The sequence below is a fragment of the Methylobacterium terricola genome, from assembly GCF_006151805.1.
Classification (GTDB): domain Bacteria; phylum Pseudomonadota; class Alphaproteobacteria; order Rhizobiales; family Beijerinckiaceae; genus Methylobacterium; species Methylobacterium terricola.
The window spans coordinates 163452-185439 of record NZ_VDDA01000002.1; the positions used below are offsets into that span (position 1 = coordinate 163452).

The 21988-nt window shown below is 67.0% G+C and carries 23 protein-coding genes and 1 pseudogene; 16 read left to right on the forward strand and 8 right to left on the reverse strand.

The window, feature by feature from the left end; genetic code table 11:
- The first annotated feature begins 20 nt into the window (after window positions 1-20).
- Window positions 21-305, forward strand: coding sequence for a DUF2829 domain-containing protein (locus FF100_RS05055; RefSeq protein ID WP_139034486.1), 285 nt, complete (start codon window positions 21-23; stop codon window positions 303-305).
- Window positions 306-867: 562 nt separating this feature from the next.
- Here FF100_RS05055 and FF100_RS05060 read toward each other — a convergent pair.
- The 6 genes from FF100_RS05060 to FF100_RS05085 form a co-directional block, all read right to left on the reverse strand.
- Window positions 868-1221, reverse strand: coding sequence for a hypothetical protein (locus FF100_RS05060; protein WP_139034487.1), 354 nt, complete (start codon window positions 1219-1221; stop codon window positions 868-870).
- Between the two features lie 104 nt (window positions 1222-1325).
- Complete coding sequence (locus FF100_RS05065) at window positions 1326-1688, reverse strand: hypothetical protein (protein WP_139034488.1); 363 nt, start codon at window positions 1686-1688, stop codon at window positions 1326-1328.
- 350 nt (window positions 1689-2038) lie between these two features.
- Window positions 2039-2305, reverse strand: a complete 267-nt coding sequence (locus FF100_RS05070) for a hypothetical protein (RefSeq protein WP_139034489.1) — start codon at window positions 2303-2305, stop codon at window positions 2039-2041.
- A gap of 76 nt (window positions 2306-2381) precedes the next feature.
- Window positions 2382-2675: a DUF6874 family protein gene (locus tag FF100_RS05075; protein ID WP_139034490.1), complete on the reverse strand. Its 294-nt coding sequence runs from the start codon at window positions 2673-2675 to the stop codon at window positions 2382-2384.
- A 26-nt stretch (window positions 2676-2701) separates the two neighbouring features.
- Window positions 2702-3055, reverse strand: a complete 354-nt coding sequence (locus tag FF100_RS05080) for a hypothetical protein (RefSeq protein WP_139034491.1) — start codon at window positions 3053-3055, stop codon at window positions 2702-2704.
- Between the two features lie 760 nt (window positions 3056-3815).
- Window positions 3816-4271 carry a hypothetical protein gene (locus FF100_RS05085; protein WP_139034492.1) on the reverse strand — a complete coding sequence of 152 codons (456 nt, stop codon included), beginning with the start codon at window positions 4269-4271 and terminating at the stop codon, window positions 3816-3818.
- A 377-nt stretch (window positions 4272-4648) separates the two neighbouring features.
- Here FF100_RS05085 and FF100_RS05090 point away from each other — a divergent pair.
- Window positions 4649-5419 (forward strand): annotated as a pseudogene (locus tag FF100_RS05090) (DUF6538 domain-containing protein); the annotation flags it as partial.
- Here FF100_RS05090 and FF100_RS05095 read toward each other — a convergent pair.
- A complete protein-coding gene (locus FF100_RS05095) occupies window positions 5408-6514 on the reverse strand; it encodes a LacI family DNA-binding transcriptional regulator (RefSeq protein ID WP_139034494.1) in 1107 nt (368 codons plus the stop codon). The pseudogene FF100_RS05090 and the gene FF100_RS05095 overlap by 12 nt on opposite strands.
- 344 nt (window positions 6515-6858) lie before the next feature.
- Here FF100_RS05095 and FF100_RS05100 point away from each other — a divergent pair, with 344 nt between their 5' ends.
- The 10 genes from FF100_RS05100 (at window position 6859) to FF100_RS36910 (ending at window position 17014) form a co-directional block, all read left to right on the forward strand.
- Window positions 6859-8385 (forward strand): sugar ABC transporter ATP-binding protein, encoded by a 1527-nt coding sequence (locus FF100_RS05100; protein ID WP_139034495.1) that lies wholly within the window; start codon window positions 6859-6861, stop codon window positions 8383-8385.
- Window positions 8382-9380 carry an ABC transporter permease gene (locus tag FF100_RS05105; protein WP_139034496.1) on the forward strand — a complete coding sequence of 333 codons (999 nt, stop codon included), beginning with the start codon at window positions 8382-8384 and terminating at the stop codon, window positions 9378-9380. The genes FF100_RS05100 and FF100_RS05105 overlap by 4 nt, the downstream gene beginning before the upstream one ends.
- Window positions 9377-10396: an ABC transporter permease gene (locus FF100_RS05110; RefSeq protein ID WP_139034497.1), complete on the forward strand. Its 1020-nt coding sequence runs from the start codon at window positions 9377-9379 to the stop codon at window positions 10394-10396. The genes FF100_RS05105 and FF100_RS05110 overlap by 4 nt, the downstream gene beginning before the upstream one ends.
- Before the next feature lie 140 nt (window positions 10397-10536).
- Entirely contained in the window at window positions 10537-11775 is a 1239-nt protein-coding gene (locus FF100_RS05115; protein WP_246101926.1) for a sugar ABC transporter substrate-binding protein, read from the forward strand.
- Window positions 11776-11918: 143 nt separating this feature from the next.
- On the forward strand, window positions 11919-12473 hold the full coding sequence (locus FF100_RS05120; RefSeq protein WP_139034498.1) for a hypothetical protein: 555 nt from the start codon (window positions 11919-11921) through the stop codon (window positions 12471-12473).
- A 13-nt stretch (window positions 12474-12486) separates the two neighbouring features.
- On the forward strand, window positions 12487-13377 hold the full coding sequence (locus FF100_RS05125; protein WP_139034499.1) for an N-acyl homoserine lactonase family protein: 891 nt from the start codon (window positions 12487-12489) through the stop codon (window positions 13375-13377).
- A 215-nt stretch (window positions 13378-13592) separates the two neighbouring features.
- On the forward strand, window positions 13593-14900 hold the full coding sequence (gene hisD / locus FF100_RS05130) for a histidinol dehydrogenase (protein WP_139034500.1): 1308 nt from the start codon (window positions 13593-13595) through the stop codon (window positions 14898-14900).
- An 8-nt stretch (window positions 14901-14908) separates the two neighbouring features.
- On the forward strand, window positions 14909-15895 hold the full coding sequence (locus FF100_RS05135) for a 3-hydroxyacyl-CoA dehydrogenase (protein WP_139034501.1): 987 nt from the start codon (window positions 14909-14911) through the stop codon (window positions 15893-15895).
- Window positions 15892-16665 (forward strand): SDR family NAD(P)-dependent oxidoreductase, encoded by a 774-nt coding sequence (locus tag FF100_RS05140; RefSeq protein WP_139034502.1) that lies wholly within the window; start codon window positions 15892-15894, stop codon window positions 16663-16665. The genes FF100_RS05135 and FF100_RS05140 overlap by 4 nt, the downstream gene beginning before the upstream one ends.
- Window positions 16666-16861: 196 nt before the next feature.
- The gene (locus tag FF100_RS36910; protein WP_171070056.1) at window positions 16862-17014 is read left to right on the forward strand and encodes a hypothetical protein; all 153 of its coding nucleotides are present in this window, start codon (window positions 16862-16864) and stop codon (window positions 17012-17014) included.
- 20 nt (window positions 17015-17034) lie between these two features.
- Here the strand turns inward: FF100_RS36910 and FF100_RS05145 are convergent, their stop codons facing one another.
- A complete protein-coding gene (locus tag FF100_RS05145) occupies window positions 17035-18045 on the reverse strand; it encodes a LacI family DNA-binding transcriptional regulator (protein ID WP_139034503.1) in 1011 nt (336 codons plus the stop codon).
- Between the two features lie 254 nt (window positions 18046-18299).
- Here FF100_RS05145 and FF100_RS05150 point away from each other — a divergent pair, with 254 nt between their 5' ends.
- Genes FF100_RS05150 through FF100_RS05165 form a run of 4 tightly spaced genes read left to right on the forward strand, consistent with a single transcriptional unit; the run spans window position 18300 to window position 21946 of the window.
- Window positions 18300-19646, forward strand: coding sequence for an LLM class flavin-dependent oxidoreductase (locus tag FF100_RS05150; RefSeq protein ID WP_139034892.1), 1347 nt, complete (start codon window positions 18300-18302; stop codon window positions 19644-19646).
- Window positions 19643-20194, forward strand: coding sequence for a flavin reductase family protein (locus FF100_RS05155; RefSeq protein ID WP_205824773.1), 552 nt, complete (start codon window positions 19643-19645; stop codon window positions 20192-20194). The genes FF100_RS05150 and FF100_RS05155 overlap by 4 nt, the downstream gene beginning before the upstream one ends.
- Window positions 20195-20249: 55 nt before the next feature.
- Window positions 20250-21617, forward strand: coding sequence for an acyclic terpene utilization AtuA family protein (locus FF100_RS05160; RefSeq protein WP_205824775.1), 1368 nt, complete (start codon window positions 20250-20252; stop codon window positions 21615-21617).
- Between the two features lie 2 nt (window positions 21618-21619).
- A complete protein-coding gene (locus FF100_RS05165; RefSeq protein ID WP_139034504.1) occupies window positions 21620-21946 on the forward strand; it encodes a DUF4387 domain-containing protein in 327 nt (108 codons plus the stop codon).
- The last annotated feature ends 42 nt before the right edge of the window (window positions 21947-21988 follow it).

Consider the following 21988-nt stretch of genomic DNA (forward strand, 5'->3'; position numbering starts at 1 on the left):
TATCTCATTGGAGGCTTTTGATGAATATTGGCGAAGCGGTTGCTGCCCTGAAGGCAGGCGATTGGGTCAGGCGCGCAGGCTGGAACGGCAAGCGCATGCACATCTACATGGAGGATGCAGAAGATGTTGGCATGCCCCGCCACAACACCAAGACGGACAAGGTGACGATGTCTCCGGGACGGCGACACGAACCCTACCTCGTGCTCTTCACGGCGGCAGGAACGCATCAGCCTGGATGGAATGCGTCTACCCCTGATCTGCTCGCAGAGGACTGGGAAGTCGTGCCGCTGAACGAGCGGCATTGATCAACCCCAAACGACGAGGCGGGCTTCAAGCCCGCCTCTCGTCGATCAACCTCGAATGACGAATGACCCATATAAGATGCACGGCGTCCCATCGGTTGGCGCAGTCTCAATCGGCTGCCATTCGCTCATCATCGTCTCCGCTCATCCAGCCGCTTCGCCGCCCGTCTCGACCAGACCACCGCACCCCAGGTGCAGGATAGGACCAGGGTGGAGGTGAGAGCGAGGTAGGGACCGAGGGTCATGGCAGCAGGCTATCATCTGGGCGTCGCCACGCTAGGGCGTGAAGATCACCACTGAGATGGCGGCAAATAGCTACGCAGGCGCGCCATCGCGACTTGTATGCCTGCTTCGCCATCGGGGTACGGCAATGTCGTAGGGCCTCCGTAAACAAGCGCCTCCGCATCCGAGACATCATCCCATGCGGCGTGGGTAGGGCCGCCGTTGGATGCGAGCGCCCGCACGCGAGCAATCAGACCCTGCATCTCTTCCAGGGATGTCATCCTCTCCTCCCCTCACTCCGCTGTCGCGTCCTGCCAGCCGGTGGCCGCTTCGACCCCTGACGCTAGAAAAACTCAGACGTGTTGCTGAACCTGTATCCTTCCGCGTCGGACCATTCGCAATCGCGCGGGCTCGGGCCCCAGGAAGACGCTGGCGCAGTTCGGGATGTCCAACCACCCTTTTTTGCCTCAACTATGTTGATTAGATCGGCCAGGGTGATCGTGTCGCCGTATTCATTAAGGATCGTGCGATCCTTGAGGTAGTCCTTCCAAGCTGCAAAGCTGGTAAGCCCGTGCTCGGGATACGGCGCGAAGAGAAATTCCCAGCCGCCCGACGACTTGCCGATGTGGAGCTTTTCGCCACCCTCTCCGCAGCACGGGCAAGGCGGCTTAAAATCAACGTAGTAATTTGTGCCCATTATTTACTCCATTGCGCAATGCGGGACCTGCCCGCTAGGGCGAAGACGACTTGTCGGCTTCGGGCGGGCCCAGGTGACGCGGTCCGGCGAAGCCGGATGCGCCCTTAGCCTTCCCCTTCTGAGGATTGAGAGAGGAGGGTGCGGGCGCGACGAAGATCACCAATGCGGACGCTTTGGTATGGCTCGTCATCATGAAACCCCTCAGGTATTTCAGCCGCCTCTTCCGCAAACGGTCTCAGCGCCTCCCTTAGCTCCTTGTTCACCCTCTTCAGATTGTCGATAGTGTCGGGCGCCTCACCTTCGGTGATCGCGCTGGCGGGGCTATCGCCCCCGAGCCCTTGCAGGTCTCGGCCCAGAGGGCGCTCATCGCTGGCGCGCAGGGCTGCGGCGTGAGCTGCCATCGCCTCTTGGAGCGTCAGCCCGGTCCGCTCTCGCCAATCCCGCAGCCACTGGACATCGTAGGCCATCCGGTAGCCCTGTTCTGACACCCCCGGTACGGGGCGGCGAGGCCAGCCCTGCAAGTTTTGCGATGGGTGCTTCCTCATGCGGAGCAAGATCGTATCGCAAGCGTGCCGCCAGATCTGTGCGAGGCTATCACCTTCATCGGGGACGTCGTCTGCCAAGCAGCGAACTCGGCGAACGATCTCATCGGGCTCAAACTCAGCCCACGCTTCGCGCGAGGGATCGAAATCGCTGTGCGATGAAGACGCGCGAGCGGCTTCACCTGAAAGGTGAGAGCCCGTCCCGAAGGGCGCGCCATGTAGTCTATCCTCAATCATAATCCTCTATCCTCTTTCACAGGGAGCAGGAGGGGTGGTTAGGCCCCGAACTTGGCCCTTAGTCGCTCATACTCGGCACGCTGGCGATCCTCGTCTTGCTTGGCGAGTATGTTTGCCGCGGCCTGACGCGCCGATAGCTCGGCATCGGTTTCAGGTCTATAATATGAAATAGATATTTCCGTTACCGCATCGCCGTATTCAAGATGACTGCTAATATCCAGGGTGGCGCTTGCCTGGTACGACTCTGGGATGCTCAGAAGTTCATCTCTAAGCAAATCAATGGCATCGCTCAGCTTGCCATCCAAGCTCCATCTATCTACATCCTTCGTGATGCACTTGTTCTGCCTAACGACTTTCATGCTTCCATCTCCAGTATAATAGCTAAGCATCAGCCATTGCCAAGACCGAGAACCGAGGCACAAAGCCAGTCATCAGCTTCCCGGTCCGGCGATCCACGTTGGTCAAAATACCCATGACATCAGCCGAGAAGGCCTCATCATCAGCCTCAAGCAGATCAGCGAGGCGAAGAGAGCAGCCGTTCTGATGGACGGCGACTAGATCAATCTCCGTCAGCAAGCGATGCACCTCGCCAGAGATCAGCCCATCCGCCTCAGCACGATCTGCGATCCGGGAGATGATAGCGCGATCCTTGGCAGTGGCTTTGAAGTTGACCATTGTCGGATCCGTGTGTGGGTGGAGCGTCACTTGGTAGGGCCGATCGGCCGCTCCCAGCCCATGGCTTCGGCAACCTTGCTTGCGGCTTGGTTCCAGCCATAAACGATGCCGGAGGACCGACTATGCTGTTGCAGATCTTCCCAGCAGACATCGTCATCCGCGAACGAGCCGCCAGCATAGATCAAGCGCAGAATTCCTGTCAGCCGCTTCACCTCGGCGCTCGGCTCTTCCGCCCGCGTTGTGAACTTGGCGTCCGCTGAAGAGCCTAAGCGGTCGGCTACCTCGGCGAGCATATCGCGCGTAACGAACGCACTAGCAAAGCCGCATTCATCGCAAAAGACCACGATTTTTCTAATCTTCTCCACCAAATCATCGCTCATCTTCTAGTCTCCATATCTACCGATAGGTGGAGAGGCCGAAGCCTCGGGTTATGCGAAGCTACGGATGGCTTCCAGGGGCAGGAAACGAGTATCCCACCTTCGTCATCTGCTGCCGATCGTTGTCGAACATGATCCACCGCTCGCCGCCCCACCAGATTGTATCGCCCAACACTGGGAGGCTTTGCTGCGGCTCAGCGTAGACGCACGTCTCATCATGGACACCTGGGCCGCCCGCATTAGTCGATACGACCCAGAGGCGAAGCACTTCCCGCCCGCTCTCTAGGCGCATCGGCAAGATCTCAATCAGCTTACCGCCGCCACTCATGACTTTGGCTCCTCAAGCGCCCACAGCATCGGCCATAGAGCAGCCCAAGCGGCAGCCCAGCGCAGGCCATCATCCGGCCTCGGGTATCGCCATGACCTGTTCAGGCCGACAACGACTCCGACCGCGCTCCAGGCAAGGACGCCAATAGCGATGCGCTCAGTCATCATTGCGTCTCCCCACGGACGATCTGCCCAACTCGCTGTGCGAGCCAGAATTCAGAGCACCTGCCCTCGCCGATCTCGCGCGCTCGGCGCACGAGAGGCAGATAGTTGCCGGTCTCAAGGGCGTGCTGTGCGAGGTCAGGATTGGCAGCGACAGCCTCGCGGGCGACACGCTCGTGCGTGGCTTGGTCGGACAGGTCGCTAGGCTCTCGCCTCGCGCGCATTAAGGCGGCCATGAACCGTTCCCGGTCAACCTTCCTGCGATCCTCGCTCATCACCCCTGCCCTCCCTGGCTGGAGGAGGCGGGAGAACGCCTCCCTTTGCAGCTGAACGAATTTGCAGCCCGCTCCATGGCGGCCCAATGGTGGCCCCACATCTCGCGGCAGAGATCGGCGTCGCATGAGATGTCGACCGCTAGGACGCCCCGGGGCGAGCCGTCAGCCCAGCGGACAGGCTGAAACGGCAGGAGCGTGAAGCGGTGCATGGGCTCGGCGTAGCAGCCGGCGAACTCCATGGCCTTGAGCAGGCGCCCGATCTCAGTGCTGCCGACCTCAAGCACCCACTGCCGCTCTTGGCTATAGGCGTCAGCTCGGCCCGTTAGGCACTCGACCTCGTTCTCGGCGTCGTAGGCGCCTTCGGCCCACATCCAATCTCGGCCGATCCGCTTCAAGGTCTGATGCGCCGCGCTCTCGCGTCCGGTGCCGCGAAGATCGTCCAGCAGCGCGCTCATCACGATCCCCTCCGGGATGCGATGCAGGCGGTAGCGCAGGCGCCCATCAACGATCGGTTGGTGAAGCTGCCGGATGCCCCATATGCTGTCCCGGCAGTACGGGTAGGGCGAGCGCCGGTTGAACAGGCGCTCGAACCGCAAAGGCGGGTACGAACGCAGCCATTGGGGTGAATGGTGGGGTAGAGGCAAGGGCACGCGAAATTTCCCTTATTTTCCCGTGCCGTTAGTATCCCTCCCTCTCCGCCAGGCATCCTGAAAGCTCATTCACTCCGGTAAGTTGCTGTTCCGCAACGGTATCGTACAGCCCGCCTGGTACAAACGGGTGGCGCGGATGCCCCTGCCGATCGCCCCGTCCCTGGAAACATCACAACGGCGTCTACGACGCTTGCAAGGGCGTGCCGGCTCACCTGCGCCCGCTGGTCGGCAAGTGGACCGTGATGGTCAGCCTCGAAACGAGGGACCCCGACGAAGCCCGCCGGCTGCACCCCGAGGCGATCCGCGAAATCGAGGAATGGCTGGCCACGCTCGAGGCTGGCCCGAAGGCGCCGAGCGAGCGGGAGGCCCACGACTTCGCCTCTCCTGTCCGCGACGACGGGGTGGCCCTCCACCGCGACAATCCGAGCCGCACCCCGTGGCGGACCGATCTGTTCGTGCGCCTGTGGCGGAACATCAGGGCTGGCCTCCGGGGCCGGCCGGACCTGATTCATCAGGTGCTCCACGGCGAGTCCGCCGACCGCGGCGAGGACGGGATGGAGGTGCTCTGCTTCGAGCAGGCCGGCCAGCTCATCGAAGCGAAGGGGCTCGTCGTCGGCAAGGAGGGTCACCGCCCCCTCGCCAAGGCGGTCGGGGCGTCACTCCAGCGCGCCAGCCTGACCCTGGAGCGATTCGCGCTCGGCGATGTCGCGGACAAAGCGCCGCCAACAACACGACCCCGCCCTGTCGCTTCAGCGACCGCCCCGAAGGCCTCGCCGTCGAAGGTCGCGTTCGACGAACTCGTGAAAGGCTGGGCCACGTGCACCACGTGGCCGGCCGATACCGTCGCCTCCACGGCGTTGAGGAAGCAAAGGGACGCCTCGTGGTCTGAGCCATGCCTCGGACTCGCACGGCCCACGCCCTACGTGAACCGTCCGAATGCGTCAGGGCACTAGCGGATCACTCGGACACCAGACGAGCACGTCGCCGTTTCTCTCGATGCCGTGCGGCGGCAAGCGGGCCGATCGTCGGACGATCAAATGTCCAGGAACGGTGATCGCCTCGCGCGTCGCAGTCTCGCCGCCGATCAGTCCGAGCAGGATCCGGACTGTCTCTGCCACCATCACGTCGACGGGCTGGGAGAAGCTCGTCAGCGAGAAGCTCGGCCATCGAGCCGCGCCGACGTCGTCAAAGCCCACGATCGACAGGTCGCCCGGAACGTCCAGGCCAAACTCGCTGCGCGCGACCTCAAGCGCCGCGATCGCCATGTGGTCGTTGGCGCAGAAGACCGCGTCAGGCCGCTCGGGCTGGCTGCAAATCTCCCGCATCGCGTCCCAGGCGCCTTGGAACGTGTAGTTGCCGACCGCGCGCGATGAGACCGACAGCCGATTCTGCTGCAGCCACGTCGTGTAACCCGCCTCCCGCTCCTGGTTGGTCGACGAGTTCTCCAAACCCGCAATGTAACCGAAGCGGCGATGGCCGCCGGCGGCGAGGAACTGCGCGATCCGGCGCGACCCGGCGACGTTGTCGCCCGCGACGCTCGACACCGAGTTGACGGCGCTGGTGCGGTTGAAGAGGACGACCGGAATGCCCGCGATGGCGCATTCATCGGCCACCGCCGAGGACAGGCTGGTCGAGCCCAGGACAAGGGCCTCGACCTGAAGCTGGAGCACCTCTTCGAGGACGGGGTCCGCCGAATGGGGGTCAACGGTGAATAACAGGATATTGTAACCCGCGGCCTTCAGGGCACGGGACAGGCTCTCGAGTACTTCTGGGTTAAATTGATTCTGAAGATAGCTGATGACGACGCCGATCGTCCCCGATCTCTGCTTGATGAGTGAGCGCGCGATCAGGTTGGGACGATAGCTCAGTTCCTTGGCAGCCGTGATGATGCGCTTGCGGGTTTCCGGCGCCACGCTCGCGCCCGGTGTAAACGCTCGGGACACGGCAGATTGCGAGACGCCGGCGAGCTTCGCGACGTCGTAGGCCGTCGCCGCCCGGCGAACAGGTAGCGGGTCTGCCCTCGCGCCGGTGTCTGTTTTCTTGACCATGATCGTTTCCGACAACCCACGCCGAGACCGAGACGACACCGGGCGACGATGCCGGGCTCCTTAGCCCATCCGTTGTCGAAATCCCATTTCGGAGCGCGAACCCCGGCACAAAGCATCCCCCACGAAAGTTCCGGCTCCGGTGCGGGCTGGGCGTCGGGGCCGCCTTCCCCGAGACCGAAATCCCGTGCCGGACCCCGACCGCCACCGGATCCGAGCGGGGGGCCAACACGCCTCCGTGACCGATTGCAAACGAATGCATTGACACCCTCGCCGAACCATGTCCTTATCATCGCAACGGTCGAACCGGTAACAATCCGGAAAAAGAGCGATGTGGGGGAAGTGTCTTGCAGTCGAGCAACCTCTCAGGCTTGTCGATCGAAGGCATCGCAAAGTCGTATGGCGCGACTGTCGCCCTCGAGAGGGTTTCGATCCATCTCGCTGCCGGGCAAGTCCACGCTCTGCTCGGTGAGAACGGCGCCGGAAAGTCCACGCTGGTCAAGATACTGAGTGGCGTGGTGCGGCCCGATACAGGGCAAATGTTGTTGGACGGGCAAACCTACATGCCCGGCACGATCCTCGACGCGAGGGCGCGCGGCGTCGCGACCGCGTTCCAGGAACTCAGCCTTCCTTCGAACCTGACCGTCGCGGAATGCCTCCTGATGCCGACCCTCAGGAAGGGGCGCGGCGGTCTCGTCTCCGCCCGGCGGACGGTCGCCGCCGCAGCGGAGATCCTCGCCCGGTACGACCTTCGATCGGTCGCCCCCTCTGCCCTCATCAGTGACCTGTCGCTCGCGGAGCGGCAGCGCGTGGAGATCGTCCGGGCGTTCCATCACGCCGACCGCGTGCTCGTTCTCGACGAGCCGACGGCCGCTCTCTCGGACGTGACCTGGCTCTTCGACCAGATCCGCAGAGCGACCGCGCGGGGCATTGCGATCCTCTACATCTCGCACCGGCTGGCCGAGGTCCGCTCGCTGTGCCCGGTCGCGACGGTCCTGCGCAACGGCCGGTCGGTCGCGACGGTCGACCTGAGGCAGGCCGACGACGACGAGATCTTCGAGCTGATGGTCGGCCATTCCAAGGCCTCGGAGTCGGTGCGCCGTAGCCGGGTGACGGTCGGGGCGCCGGTGCTGGAGGTGCGCGGGCTCACCACGCCGAAGCTTGCCGACGTCTCGTTCACGATCGGCGCCGGCGAGATCCTCGGGGTGTCTGCCCTCGACGGGCAGGGGCAGAGGAGCCTGTTCTACGCGCTGGCCGGCCTCGAGAAGCGGCTCGCTGGCGAGGTTCTGGTCGAGGGGCGACCGAGCCGCCCTGGCAAGCCCGGCGACGCGCTGCGCGACGGTATCGGCCTGTTGCCCGAGGAACGCAAAACCGAGGGTATCCTGGCGAATCTGTCATCCGCCAGCAACATCGTGCTGCCGATCCTCGATCGCATCGGGCGTCGCGGCTTCGTCTGGCCGGCCCTCGAGCGGGCCGCCGCCCTGGAATCGGCGCGCGCCGTGGAGCTCAGCCCGCGCTACGTGAGCTTCCGCATCGGCGACCTGTCCGGTGGCAACCAGCAGAAGGCGCTGCTCGCGCGCACGATGGCGAGCGGCGCCAGAACGCTGCTCCTGTTTGACCCGACCCGCGGCGTCGATGTCGGCACCAAGGAGGCGATCTATGCGGCGATCCAGGCTTTCGCCGATCGTGGCGGCAGCGTGCTGATGTATTCGTCGGAACTGCCCGAGATCGTTCGCCTCGCCGATCGGTGCCTCGTGCTCTATGGCGGGCGTGTTTTCACCGAATTGGCTGGACCCGAGTTGGAGGAGCGGACGATGGTCGCGGCTCTCACCGGATACACGTCCGCTCCCCTGGCGAGGGGAGCGGCGCGATGACCACGCAGGTTGCGTCCCTTCCCCCGAGTGCCGCATCGCCCGATCGGCTCGTGCGCCTGGTCGCGAGCGGCGCCGTGATCGTCACGATCCTCTACCTGATCCTCTACGGGCTCTACGCTCTGTGGGAGCCGAGCGCGCTCACCGCCTATACGTTCGGCAGCCTCGTCAACAATACCGCGCCGCTGGCGATCGCGGCAGCCGGCGAGACCCTGGTCATCCTCGCCCGGGGCTTCGATCTGTCGGTCGCCGGGGTGATCTCGCTGACCAACGTCGTCATGGCGAGCTATCCGGTGGATGGGCCTGGTGGGGCGCTGCTGAGCCTGATGCTGTGCATGGCCGTCGGCGGGATCGTGGGCGCCGTGAACGGCTACCTCGTCGCGGTCCTGCGCCTGCAGACCATCGCGGCGACGCTCGGGACGATGATCATCTGCCAGGGCCTGTCGCTCGTCATCCTGGATGCGCCGGGCGGCGTCGTCAGCGACTTCGTGGCCGACACCCTCACCGACACCCTGTTCGGGTTCGTTCCGGTCTCCGGGCTGATCGTGGCCGCGGTCGTCGGAGCCTGGCTGATGCTGCGCCGAACCGACCTCGGTGTGGCGCTCTACACGATCGGGACCGACGAGGCTGCCGCGGCCCTGTCCGGCGTGCGGGTGGCGCGGACGCGGTTCCTCGCCTTCGTGGCCGCCGGCATGGTCTACGGCATCGCCGGCTTCATGCTGACCGCCCAGACGGTGACCGGCAATCCCAACAGCGGGTCGCCCTTCCTGATGCTCACCTTCGCGGCGGTCGCGCTCGGCGGCACCTCGCTGTCGGGCGGCCGCGGCGGTCTTGTCGGCAGCATCATGGGCGCGGCGCTCCTGATGCTGCTCCAGAAGGTCCTGTTCTCCGGCGGCGTCTCCTCCTTCTACACCGGGATCTTCCAGGGGGCCGTTCTGGTCCTGGCGATCGTCTTCAGTCGGGCGCTGACCCACCTCCTCGAAAGGTCCCGCGCATGACGCCCGCGACGCTCGATCCCGCACTGAGCGCATCCAAGGACGAACGCCGAGTCACGCGGGTCCGCCCGGAACTCGTCACCGTCCTGTCCACCTTCGCCCTCTCCGCCCTGCTGATCGTCGCGTCGCGCTTCGTCAGCCCGGCCCTCGGCTCCTGGGGGCAGGCCGCGACGGTCGTCTCCTTGTCCTCGTTCCTGATCGTGGCGGCGTTCGGCCAGGGCCTCGTCATCCTCGTCGGCGGGCTGGACCTGTCGGTGGCGAGCCTGATCACGCTCAGCGCGGTGCTCTGCACCACCTGGGTCGGTCCCGAGGCGGGCGCGGCCGGCATCCTGCTGATCCCGGCGATCCTCGTCGTCTGCGCGCTGATCGGGGCCGTGAGCGGCCTCGGCATCACGGTGCTCGGCATCCCGCCCTTCATCATGACGATGGCGACCGGCATCATCGTGGCGGCCGGCGCCCTCGGCTACACCAGCGGGACGCCCCGCGGCAGCGCGCCGGCGCCGCTGCTCGCCCTGATGAAGGGCGAGGTCGCAGGCATCCCGCTCCTGCTGATCTTCACCGCCGCGTTCGTGATCGCCGCCGCCGTGCTGCAGCAGGCGACGGGCTTCGGCCGGAGGCTCTACGCCGTCGGCGCCAGTGCCCGGGCCGCCTTCGTGGCGGGCGTCCCTGTCACCCGGACCGTCGTCGCCGCCTACATGCTGAGCGCGACCGCCTCCGGCGTCGCGGGGCTGATGCTGGTCGGCTATTCCGACGGTGCGACCCTGCGCATGGGCGACAGCTACCTCCTGCCGACGATCGCGGCGGTCGTCGTCGGCGGCTCCTCCATCCTCGGCGGGAGCGGAAGCTTCGTCGCGACGGTCGGTGGAGCGGTCCTGCTGACGACGCTCGGCACAGTCATCGCGGCGCTCGGCATCGGGCAGGGCTGGCGGACGGTGATCGAAGGATCGATCATCCTGATCGCCCTGCTCCTCCTGCGCGAGAATACCTTCGCCCGCATCAGGAGCTGGTTCCCTCGCTAGACTGTGTTGCGCTGCCGGAGACAACTCTCCGACTGACATTCTGACGACGGATACGGCGATCATTTCACGAAATTCGGCATCGTCGGATGCGCGAACGGTTCCGCTTGGGCGGCTCAAAAGACAGCATGGAGGAGGAAACGATGGGAACCTGGAAGACGGGCCGCGCGGGCGCGCTCACGACCACGCTCACGACCGCGCTCATGGCCGCCCTGGTCGGAACGGCGGCGCTCGGCGGCCCGGCCGCGGCCGACGAGAAGAAGATCAAGGTCTATCTCTCGCTGAGCTACAGCGGCAACGCCTGGCAGTCGGAGGCCGCCAATGTCGTCAAGGCGCTGGCCGCCACGCCGCCCTACGACAAGCTGGTCGAGCTCAAGGAGGTCATTTCGGGCACCGACCCGCAGGCGCAGATCAGCGCCTACGAGAGCATGATCGATGCCGGCGCGCAGGGCATCATCAGCTTCCCGGTCTCGGCGACCGCGCTGAACCGCGTGGTGAAGCGTGGCTGCAGCAAGGGCGTGAAGTTCTTCATGTACGACGCCACGGTCACCGAGCCGTGCGCCTACAACGTGAGCTACGTCACCGCGGGCTTCGGCGAGAACTCGGCCCAGGCCCTGGTCAACGCGCTCGGCGGCAAGGGCAAGATCTTCCTGAGCCGCGGCGTGCCCGGCAACTCGGTCGACAAGCGCCACACCGACGGCGCCATGTCGGTGTTCAAGAAGTATCCGGGCATCCAGGTCGTCTCGGAATACTACTCGTTCTGGGACGATCGGACGACCCAGCAGGAGACCGGCAAGGCGCTTGCCGCGCATCCCGACGTCGACGGGATCTGGGCGCAGGCCGGCGAGTACGGGGCGATCCAGGCCCTCAAGGACAAGGGCAGCAAGCTCGTCCCGGTGACGGGCGAGAACTCCAACGGCTTCCGGCTGGCGCTGATGGACCCGGCCGCGAAGCAGGCGGGACTGACGGGCGTATCGGCCGGATCGCCCCCGGCGACCGCCGGCTACGCCTTCAAGCTGATGATGGAAGTGCTAACGGCCAAGCGCAAGCTCGAGCCGCAGAACATCGAGTATCCGCTCCCCTGGGTGCCGGCTGATCAGGTCAAGGTCTGCAAGGGCCAGAAATTCGAGGACGGCTGCAACGCCTTCCCGCCGAACGTCGTCCCGAACTCGTTCGTCACCGAGGTGTTCAACCCCGAGCTTCTGCCGGAGCTGTCGCTGCAATCGGCACTCGAGGGCAAGCCGACCCCGGGCGCAACGATCCAGCCGCTCCCCGCCGAGGTCAAGCGGGCGCCCGACTCCCCCGGCATCAACTGCCAGCCGTGCAAGGCGCCGGCGGACGAGTACAAGGTGACGAAGGTTGAGGTGAAGCCCGCGCGGTGAGCGGCCGGCCGGGCGGCGCATCCCGCCCCCGGCCCCCCGCTCCGGCGCGGGGAGGCGAGCCGGCGCCTCACGGAGGACGAGCGCCCTCCCCCGCTGCCGGGCGTGCAGCCACCCCTCGAACAGCGGACGACGAGGTTCGATCGATGAGCAGTGTGAGCACGAGATGGTCGATCATCGACAGCGCGACGGCCGTCCACCGCGTCGAGTGCCAGTCCCTCGCGCAGGACGCCGATGACGGCCCGGCCGACGCGGCCCTGAACGGCCTGGACGACCAAGTCGTCGGCTACGGGCTCGAAGCCCGGCGCGCCTACGACGAGCTGAAGCGCACCATCGGGCAGGTCGCCGGCCTCCTCATCCTCGCCCAGGCCGGCGGTCGGCGAGACGCGTTCGACCTGCCGGCCCTGCGCCGGGCGGAGGCCGTCCAGGAGGAGGCGCTCGACCGGGTCCGCCGGCTGGCGGCGCCCGCGCGCCTCGCCGCGCACCGCCAGCGGATGCTGCGGGCCGCGGAGCTGGCCGGACGGGCGCTGCGGGCGCTCGGCGACGTCGCCATCGTCGCGGGGGAGATCGACCTCACACAGGCCTCGAACGACCTGACCCGCGCCTACGCGGTCCTGCAATCCACCTCCGAAAGCGTGTTCGGCATGACGATGGTGGATTTCCGCCACGCCTGCTGCACCTGCGGCGCCATGAAGCGATAAGAAGGAAAAGACGATGAGCCAATATTCGATCTGGGTTCTCGAATATTCCTACGTGACGAAGTACCATAAGAGCGGCGTGATCTACGGGGCCCACAACCAGGGCTTCGTGAAGCTGCCCTACTGCTACGTGCTCATCAAGGGCAACGGGCATGTCGCAATGGTCGACATCGGCTACAACAACACGGATTACGGCAAGCACCTCGCCGACAAGTTCGGCGTCGAGAACTGGCATTCGCCGCGCGAGGTTCTGGCGGGAGTCGGCGTAAAGCCGGAGGAGATCGATACGGTCTTCATCACTCACGCTCATTTCGACCATTTCGGCAACGTCGAGGACTTCCCGAATGCGAAGTTCTTCATCCAGGAACGCGAGATTGCGAAGTGGACCTGGGCGATGTCGCTGCCGGACCGCCTGCGCTGGATGATGACCGCCGTCGATCCGGGCGACATCATCCGGGGCCTGGACCTGGCGCGGCAGAAGCGTCTCACCTGCGTGAGCGGCGACCTCGCCGACGCGCTTCCGGGGATCGACCTCCACGTCGCGCAGGACAGCCACACCTTCGGCTCGATGTGGGTCACCGTGCGCAACGATGCCGCGTCGCGCACCGCCGACAACTGGGTGCTGGCCGGCGACCTCGTCTACGTCTTCGACAACATCGAGGGATCGGGCGCCAACGTCGACGTCGACACCCTGTACGTGCCGGTCGGCCTCGCCGTCGGCAGCCAGGAGAATCTCGTCATGGCGACCGAGGCGATGATGAAGGAGGTCGATTACGAGGCCCGCCGCGTCATCCCGATCCATGAGGAGCGGCTGAGCCAGCGGTTCCCCTCGCGCCTGATGGAGAACGGGCTTCTCGTCACCGAAATCTGCCTGGCCGACGGCGAGACGTCGAAGGTCGCGTCATAGTCTGCGCCTCGCGCATGCAGGTCGTCGGACGCAGCCCTCTCGCCGCCTGATCCGATTTCCTGGCCGGACGGCCTCCGGAGCGTCAGCCATCGCCGAGGTCTCGCGGCCTCGGCGGATCTGCAGCACACCCAATTCGACGCAGCGAAACGCACGCCTCTGCGATTGCATTCGAATGCAATATCGGTAGGGTGGTCGTGCGGAAAGTGGAGACCCTGATGGAACACTGGATCAAGCGCGGGCAGGACGAGACCGAAGTCGTCGCCGCCGACAAGAAGGTCCGCGACATCGTCGAGGGCATCCTGGCCGACATCGCCGAGCGTGGCGACGCCGCCGTTCGCGATCTCTCGATCAGGTTCGACAAGTGGGAGCGCGACGATTACCGCCTCAGCGACGCCGAGATCGAGGGCTGCCTGTCGCAGCTGAGCAAGCGCGACATCGAGGATATCGAATTCGCGCAGACGCAGGTCCGCAACTTCGCGCAGAAGCAGCGCGAATCGATCCTCGACATCGAGGTCGAGACCCTGCCCGGCGTCGTGCTCGGCCACAAGAACATCCCGCTCGGCTCCGCCGGCTGCTACGTGCCGGGCGGCAAGTACCCGCTGCTGGCCTCGGCCCACATGTCGGTCATCACCGCCAAGGTCGCGGGCGTGCCTCGCGTCATCACGGCGGCGCCGCCGTTCCACGGCAAGCCGGCCCCGGCCATCGTCGCCGCGCAGCACCTCGCGGGCGCCGACGAGATCTACTGCTTCGGCGGCGTGCAGGCGGTCGCCGCGATGGCGCTCGGAACCCAGTCCATCGCCCCGGTCGACATCCTGGTCGGTCCCGGCAATGCCTACGTGGCGGAGGCCAAGCGCCAGCTCTTCGGCCGGGTCGGCATCGACCTGTTCGCCGGCCCGACCGAGACCCTCGTCATCGCCGACGAGAGCGTCGACGGCGAGCTCTGCGCGACCGACTTGCTCGGCCAGGCGGAGCACGGCCCCGATTCGCCGGCAATCCTCCTGACCACCTCCGAGGCGCTCGCCCGCGACACGATGCGGGAAATCGAGCGGCTGCTCGAGATCCTGCCGACCGCCGCGATCGCCCGCCAGGCCTGGGAGACGCACGGCGCGGTCTGCGTCGTCGAGAGCGACGAGGAGATGGTGCGGGTCGCCGACCGGATCGCCTCCGAGCACGTCCAGGTCATGACCCGCGACCCGGACTACTTCCTGGCCAACATGCGCAACTACGGCGCCCTGTTCCTCGGCCCGCGCACCAACGTCGCCTACGGCGACAAGGCGATCGGCACGAACCACACGCTGCCGACCAAGAAGGCGGCGCGCTACACCGGTGGTCTCTGGGTCGGCAAATTCCTGAAGAACTGCACCTACCAGCGCGTGACGACCGACGAGGCCTCGGCGCTGGTGGGCAGCTACTGCTCGCGCCTGTGCGCGCTCGAGGGCTTCGTCGGCCACGGCGAGCAGGCCAACATCCGCGTCCGGCGCTATGGCGGCCGCAACGTGCCCTACGGCGGCGTCGCGGAGTAAGTCGCGCCATGGCCAACATCACCTCGGCCACGGCCAACGCGGACGGCCGGATCGCCGTCGTCGGAACCGGGCTGGTGGGCAGCGGCTGGGCGATCGTGTTCGCCCGCGCCGGCCTCGCCGTCAGCCTCTACGATGCGGTGCCGGGCGCGGCCGAGCGGGCCCGGGCCCTCATCGGCGAGCGCCTGGGCGACCTCGAGGCGGTGGGCCTGGTCGAGGATCCGGCGGCCATCCACGCCCGCGTCGTCGTGGCCGACAGCCTCGCCGACGCGCTCTCCGGCGCGCTCTACGTCCAGGAGAGCGTCCTCGAGCGCGTCGACGTGAAGACCGCGCTGATGAGCGAGATCGACGCCGTCATCGGGCCCGAGACCTGGGTCGGCAGCTCGTCCTCGGGCATCGGCGCCTCGCTGTTCACCGCGCACGTCGCCTGCCGGGCACGCTGCCTCGTCGCCCATCCGCTCAACCCGCCTTATCTGGCGCCGATCGTCGAGCTCGTCCCTGCCCCGTGGACGGCGCCGGAGACGGTGCGGGGCGTGCGCGGCCTGATGGAGCGGGTGGGGCAGTCGCCCGTCGAGATGACCCGCGAAGCGGAGGGCTTCATCCTCAACCGCCTGCAGGGCGTGCTGCTGATGGAGGCCTGGCGGCTCGTCGAGCAGGGTCTCGCGACGGCCGAGGACGTCGACAAGACGGTCTCGCAGGGGCTCGGGCTGCGCTGGGCCTTCATGGGTCCGTTCGAGACCATCGACCTCAACGCGCCGGGCGGCGTCGCCGATTACGCCCGGCGCCTCGGCGGCCTCTACCAGAGCATCGCCGCCTCGACGGATCAGCACCGGACCTGGGACGAGCCGCTGATCGCCACGGTGGAGGCGCAGCGCCGGGCAGTCCTGCCGGCGGCGGAGCTGAGTGCGCGCAGCGCGTGGCGCGACCGCCGCCTGATGGCGCTCGCCCTGCACAAGCGTGAGATGGAAGCGGCTGACATGAAGGAGGAGAGCCGATGAGCACCGTCGCGCTGCCCCGCACGCCTTCGCTCCGCCTCGACGGGCGGCGGGCGCTCGTCACCGGGGCGGGCCGCGGCATCGGCCTCGCGGCCGCCGCCGCGCTGGCTCAGGCCGGCGCCCACGTCACGCTCATGGCCCGGACGGCCAGCGAGATCGAGGCGGCGGCGGCCGCGATTGTCGCCGAGGGTGGGTCTGCCGACGCCCTCGCGCTCGACGTCGCCGATCCGGCGACCATGCGCGATGCGCTCGCCGCCCGGGAGGTCTTCGACATCCTCGTGAACAATGCCGGCACCAATCGGCCAGCCTCGTTCGTCGACGTCACGGTCGAGGATTTCGATGCGGTGCTGGGCCTCAACGTCCGCTCGGCCTTCTTCGTCGCGCAGGCGGTGGCGCGGCGTCTGATCGAGGCCGGCCGGCCGGGCTCGATCATCAACATGTCGTCGCAAATGGGGCATGTCGGCGGGGCGCGCCGGACCGTCTACTGCGCGTCCAAGCACGCGATCGAAGGGCTGACCAAAGCGATGGCGATCGACCTCGCCCCGCATCGCATCCGCGTCAACTCGCTCTGCCCGACCTTCATCGAGACACCGATGACGAAGCCGTTCTTCGAGTCTCCGACGTTCCGCAACGACGTTCTGGCCAAGATCAAGCTCGGGCGTGTCGGTCAGGTCGAGGATCTGATGGGCATGATCGTCCTGCTCGCCGGGGATGCGGCCGCATTGATGACCGGCTCCTCGACGGTCATCGACGGGGGGTGGACCGCCGAGTGAACCGCGCGGGCTGCCGAAACCCGATATGTCTCTTCGGCAGTCTGCCTTTGCTCTCTTCGATTGAATCGATATAGGGCAGCCTGCCGAGAGAGTAGCGGTCGAGTTTCAGATCGCCGGTTGGTCGGTTGGTCTTGATATTCTGGATTTGTCGGGTTTCCCGTTGTCGAGGTGGAGAACGCAGCCCGCGGCACGGCCATTGCGGTACGCCGCGGTCCTGGCGGCGATCCTGCGCAACGCCGCGGGCGAGCGAATGGCGCACCACGTTTCGCTCCTGTCGAAGGGCATCGCCGACTCCCTGCACTGCGTCAGGTCGTCGGGCCATACCGCCCTGTTCAAGGACGAGACCTGACACGCATCTCGGCTTCATGCCTACCGGCCTTTCGGTCCGCTCGAGCCGCGCTCGATGAGCCGGCCGCGCAGGGAGATCGTCTCGTCGGGCAAACCCTTGTCCCGCATGCGCGCCTGCAGGAGATCGAGGCCGCGCCCGATCATCGCGACGACCGGCTGCTCCACCGTGGTCAGGTCGTAGATCGGCCGCGCCGATTGCGGCAGGCCGTCGAACCCCACGACGGCGATGTCCTGCCCGATCCGAACGCCGGCGAGGCGCAGGGCGTCGAGCACGCCCCAGGCCATGATGTCGCTGACGGCGTAGACCGAGTCCGGCCGCTCCGCCGCCGGTAGGGCCGCGATGTGCCGCCCCGCCTCGAAGCCGCCCTCGTAGGTCGACCGGCCGTCGAGGCGCAAGCTCGGCGGATAACCGGCGGATTGCATGAAGGTGGTGAAGCCGGCGTCGCGTTCGCGCGCCGTCGACGAGGCGGCGGAGGTGCGCACCAGCGCAGTCCGGCGCCGGCCGGAGCGCAGCAGCAATTCTCCAAGCTGCACCGAGCCGAAGGCGTTGTCGCAGACGACCGCGCAGGTATCGGCTTGCGCGACGCGGTTGACCATGACCACCGGCACGCCGTTCGCCGTGCACACCGCGCCGACATGCGAGGGCAGGTCGACGGAGCTGATGAGGCAGCCATCGACCTGATACTGCAGCAGGGCATCCGCCATGCTGTTCTCGACCGGCCCCGGTCCGGCATGGATGATCAGGAGCCGCATGCCCCGCTCGCCGATCTGGCGCACCGCCTCGTAGAGCAGCTCGGCATAGAACGGATTGGTGCCCGGCCCGAGGACGACCCCGACGAGGCCGCTCTGGCCCGAGGACAGCGCGCGCGCGGAGGCGTAGGGCGTGTAGCCGAGCTCCTGCGCCACCCGGGCGATCCGTGCCCGCGTCTCCGGCGAGATGCGCTTGTCCCCCTTGAGTGCGCGCGAGATCGTCGACGCCGCCACCCCGGCCGCCTCCGCCACGGTGACGATCGTGGGTCTCTTCTCGCTCATCGACGGCCTCGTTTCATCAGTCAGATATGCGCAAAAATTTGCGCATTGCGTTGCGCTGCAAAACAACAAATCGAGCAGAATTGCGAGAGAAATCGCGCATCCAGCGTTGACGCTCTCCCAGCCTAAGACTAAATCTGGCGAAGAGCTGAGCAAACGTTTGCGCAAAAGTGGGCACTACGACCCGCGGCGGAACGGGCCGGCGACGTCGCAACGAACAGGGAGTCCGCCGGGTGAGCGACAAGCGCCAGATCAAGATGGTCGGATTCATGCAAGCGCAGAACTGCTCGATCGCGCCGGGTTCCTGGCGGCATCCGGGCAGCGCCGCGGACTTCACGACCCCGGAGTATTTCCAGCGCCTGGCCCGGGTCATGGAGGAGGGCAAGTTCCACCTCACCTTCTTCGACGACCGGCTGGCCATGCCGGATATCTACGCCGACGACTACCGGGACGCTGTCGCGAACGGGGTGCGCGTCGTCAAGATGGACCCGTTCTGCATCCTCACGATGATGGCGGCGGTGACCACCCGGCTCGGGGTCGGGGTCACGTATTCCACGACCTACTACGAGCCGTTCCATGTCGCGCGTCTGTTCGGGACCCTCGACCTGATGAGCAAGGGCCGGGCGGCCTGGAACGTCGTGACCTCGCTCAACAATTCCGAAGCGGCGAATTTCGGCCGCACCGAGCACCTGCCGCACGACCTGCGCTACGACCGTGCCGACGAGTTCATGGAGGTCGTGCTCGGCCTCTGGGACAGCTGGGAGGACGGCGCCCTCCTCGTCGACAAGGAGACGGGCCGCTTCGCCGATCCGGCCAAGGTCCATGCCCTGCGCCACGAGGGGCGGTACTTCTCGGCCAAGGGCCCCCTGCCGGTGCCGCGCTCGCCGCAGGGGCATCCGGTCCTGATCCAGGCCGGGCAGAGCGGGCGCGGCCGCTCCTTCGCGGGCCGCTGGGGCGAGCTGATCTTCGTCGTCTACCCGAACCTCGCCGCCGGCCAGAAGCAGTACCGCGACCTCAAGGACGCGGTCGCGGCGGCGGGACGCGATCCCAACAGCGTCAGCGTGTGCCCGGCCTGCTACGTCGTCGTCGGCGACAGCCAGGCCGCCGCGGAGGAGCAGCGCGAGTACCTGCGCGCGCTGGCCAAGCCCGTCGATGCCGTGGTGCTGCTCTCCGAGGCGCTGAACTTCGACTTCGCCTCCAAGGACCCGGATTCCGAGTTCACCGACGAGGACCTGAAGCGGCTGTCCTGGAGCGGCTTTCGCGACCGCGTCGTGGCGCTCAGCGGCAAGCCGAACCCGACCGTGCGCGACTTCGTCCACTTCTCGGGCCGCGGCACGATCGGCGAGTTCCCGATCTTCTGCGGCACGGCGAAGACCGTCGCCGACCAGATGGAGGAGTGGTTCGAAGGCGGCGCCTGCGACGGCTTCGTCCTCGCCGCCACCCACACGCCGGGCGCCTTCGAGGACTTCACCCGCTACGTCGTGCCCGAACTCCAGCGGCGCGGCCTCTACCACAAGGACTATGCCGGCACGACGCTCAGGGAGAATCTCGGGCTCGAGCGTCCCCTTGCCGGCGACTGGCGCAAGGAGGGCCGTCCGTCGTGAATGCACTGCTCAAGCCGAACCGGTTCGAGGGCACGCCCCTCGTCGACCCCGCGGAGTTCCGCCGCTGCATGCGCACCGTGCCCGGCGCCGTCGCGGTCATCACCTGCGGCGAGCCCGGGTCCCGCACCGGGCTCACCGCGACGGCGGTCTGCTCGCTCACCGACGCGCCGCCGACGCTGCTCGCCTGCGTGAACGGCACGGCCAGCGCGCATCCGGTGATCTGCCGGACCGGGCGCTTCGCCGTCAACATCCTGTCCGAGGCGGATCTCGAACTCGCCGGGCGGTTCGCGGGTCGGGCCGGCATCAAGGGCGAGGACCGCTTCGAGGGGCTCGCCTGCACCCAGGCGCCGGGCGGCTCGCCGATCCTCGCCGGCGCCCTGGCGAGCTTCGACTGCGCGCTCGAGGCCGAGCACCGCTACGGCACCCACTCGGTGTTCATCGGCCGCGTCCTCTCGGCCGCGACCGACCCGACGCGGCCTCCCCTCCTCTACCTCGACGGCCGCTTCGGCACCTTCGCCGAGGATGCCGTGCAGGGTGCATCACGATGAGTCCGCCAAGACGGTTTCGGCCTGATCCCGCATCGTTGAAGTCCAGGAGCGCCTCGTGAACGAATTCCGGATGCTCTCGACCAGCGGCATCCTCGGCTACGGCTTCGCCGAGGAATCGCTGAAGATCGGCATGACCTGGGAGCCGCACGTCATCGGCTGCGATGGCGGCAGCACCGATCCCGGTCCGTACTATCTCGGCTCGGGCAAGTCCTTCACGTCGCGCCTGTCGGTGAAGCGCGACCTGCGCCTGATGCTGCTCGCGGCGGTCGCGGCGCGCATCCCCTGCATCATCGGCACCTCGGGGGGCGCCGGCGGCGAGCCCCACCTCCAGGATACGGCCGCCCTGGTGCGCGAGATCGCCCGGGAAGAGGGCCTGTCGTTCAAGATGGCCCTCATCCATTCCGAGCAGCCGAAGGACTGGCTGTTCGACCGCATCGCCGAAGAGAAGGTCCGGCCCCTTGGCAAGATGAAGCCCCTCGACCAGGCCACCGTCGAGCGGGCCGAGCGCATCGTCGGCATGATGGGGCCGGAGCCCTTCGCCCGCGCCCTCGACGAGGGCGCCCAGGTCATCCTCGCCGGCCGCTCGAGCGATCCGGCGCAATGGGCCGCCCCGGCGATGCGGGCCGGCATCCCGCCGGCCCCGGCCTGGTACGCCGGCAAGATGCTGGAATGCGGCGCGGAGCCGACCGTGCCGAAGGAGCCGGACAACATCTTCCTGCGCGTGCGCGACGATCACCTCATCTGTGAGCCGCCGAACCCGATCCGCCGCTCGACCCCGCTCGCCGTGGCGAACTTCGCCCTGCACGAGAATGCGAGCCCGATCCACCACACCGAGCCCGGCGGCCTCCTCGACACCAGCGCCTGCACCTTCGAGGCGGTGAGCGACCGCGCGGTCCGGGTCGGCGGCATGACCTGGACGCCGGCCCCGACCTACACGGTGAAGCTCGAGGGCGTGGAGCGCGTCGGCTACCGGGCGATCACGATCTGCGGCACCCGCGACCCGGTGCTCATCGGGCAGATCGACAGCTACCTGGCGACCCACCGCGACAAGGTCGCCGCCAAGGCCGCCGCCTTCGGCGTGCCGCCGTCGGACTACACGATGGTGGTGCGAACCTACGGCAAGGACGGCGTCATGGCCGCCTGGGAGCCGCAGACGGCGATCACCTCGCACGAGCTCGGCTTCGTGGTCGAGATCGTGGGCAAGACGCAGGACATCGCCAACGCCGTCGTGGCGATGGCCCGCACCTCGATGCTGCACGCCGACTTCCCCGGGCGCCTCTGCAAGGAGGGCAACATGGCCTTCCCGTTCAGCCCGTCCGACATCGAGCTCGGCCCGATGTACCGCTTCAGCGTCTTCCATGTCGTCGCGCCGAACGATCCCTACGAGATGTTCCCGATCGAGTACGAGACGGTGAGAGGATAGCCATGCCGCGCATCCGCGATATCGCCCAGATCTGCAAGAGCAAGAACGCCGGGCCGTTCCTCGTCACGATCGACGTCCTGTTCGAGGACCATGCCGTCTACCGGGAGGTCAAGGCGACGGGGGTGCTCAACGCGGCCCTCTTTGCCCGGCTCTACGGCGTGCCCGAGGAGGACGTGCTGTTCACGCCCTACGACACCGCCGCCGCCTTCAAGGCCACCCTGCCGCGCCTCGTGCCCGCCGGCGACATCGGCGACACCGATGTGTACGGCGCCCAGCAGCACGCGCCCCTGCTCGACGTCGAGATCCCGATCAACCGCCCGGCTCCCTGACGCCGCCCGCCCGGAGGAACGGCGTCCGGGCGGGCGCTCCGC

Excerpts from the sequence above, each read along its gene's own strand:
- FF100_RS05055 (WP_139034486.1), top strand. The coding sequence starts at position 21 with ATGAATATTGGCGAAGCGGTTGCTGCCCTGAAGGCAGGCGATTGGGTC.
- FF100_RS05060 (WP_139034487.1), bottom strand. The coding sequence starts at position 1,221 with ATGGGCACAAATTACTACGTTGATTTTAAGCCGCCTTGCCCGTGCTGC.
- FF100_RS05065 (WP_139034488.1), bottom strand. The coding sequence starts at position 1,688 with ATGGCCTACGATGTCCAGTGGCTGCGGGATTGGCGAGAGCGGACCGGG.
- FF100_RS05075 (WP_139034490.1), bottom strand. The coding sequence starts at position 2,675 with ATGGTCAACTTCAAAGCCACTGCCAAGGATCGCGCTATCATCTCCCGG.
- FF100_RS05080 (WP_139034491.1), bottom strand. The coding sequence starts at position 3,055 with ATGAGCGATGATTTGGTGGAGAAGATTAGAAAAATCGTGGTCTTTTGC.
- FF100_RS05085 (WP_139034492.1), bottom strand. The coding sequence starts at position 4,271 with ATGAGCGCGCTGCTGGACGATCTTCGCGGCACCGGACGCGAGAGCGCG.
- FF100_RS05095 (WP_139034494.1), bottom strand. The coding sequence starts at position 6,514 with ATGGTCAAGAAAACAGACACCGGCGCGAGGGCAGACCCGCTACCTGTT.
- FF100_RS05105 (WP_139034496.1), top strand. The coding sequence starts at position 8,382 with ATGACCACGCAGGTTGCGTCCCTTCCCCCGAGTGCCGCATCGCCCGAT.
- FF100_RS05110 (WP_139034497.1), top strand. The coding sequence starts at position 9,377 with ATGACGCCCGCGACGCTCGATCCCGCACTGAGCGCATCCAAGGACGAA.
- FF100_RS05115 (WP_246101926.1), top strand. The coding sequence starts at position 10,537 with ATGGGAACCTGGAAGACGGGCCGCGCGGGCGCGCTCACGACCACGCTC.
- FF100_RS05120 (WP_139034498.1), top strand. The coding sequence starts at position 11,919 with ATGAGCAGTGTGAGCACGAGATGGTCGATCATCGACAGCGCGACGGCC.
- FF100_RS05125 (WP_139034499.1), top strand. The coding sequence starts at position 12,487 with ATGAGCCAATATTCGATCTGGGTTCTCGAATATTCCTACGTGACGAAG.
- hisD (WP_139034500.1), top strand. The coding sequence starts at position 13,593 with ATGGAACACTGGATCAAGCGCGGGCAGGACGAGACCGAAGTCGTCGCC.
- FF100_RS05135 (WP_139034501.1), top strand. The coding sequence starts at position 14,909 with ATGGCCAACATCACCTCGGCCACGGCCAACGCGGACGGCCGGATCGCC.
- FF100_RS05140 (WP_139034502.1), top strand. The coding sequence starts at position 15,892 with ATGAGCACCGTCGCGCTGCCCCGCACGCCTTCGCTCCGCCTCGACGGG.
- FF100_RS05145 (WP_139034503.1), bottom strand. The coding sequence starts at position 18,045 with ATGAGCGAGAAGAGACCCACGATCGTCACCGTGGCGGAGGCGGCCGGG.
- FF100_RS05150 (WP_139034892.1), top strand. The coding sequence starts at position 18,300 with ATGGTCGGATTCATGCAAGCGCAGAACTGCTCGATCGCGCCGGGTTCC.
- FF100_RS05165 (WP_139034504.1), top strand. The coding sequence starts at position 21,620 with ATGCCGCGCATCCGCGATATCGCCCAGATCTGCAAGAGCAAGAACGCC.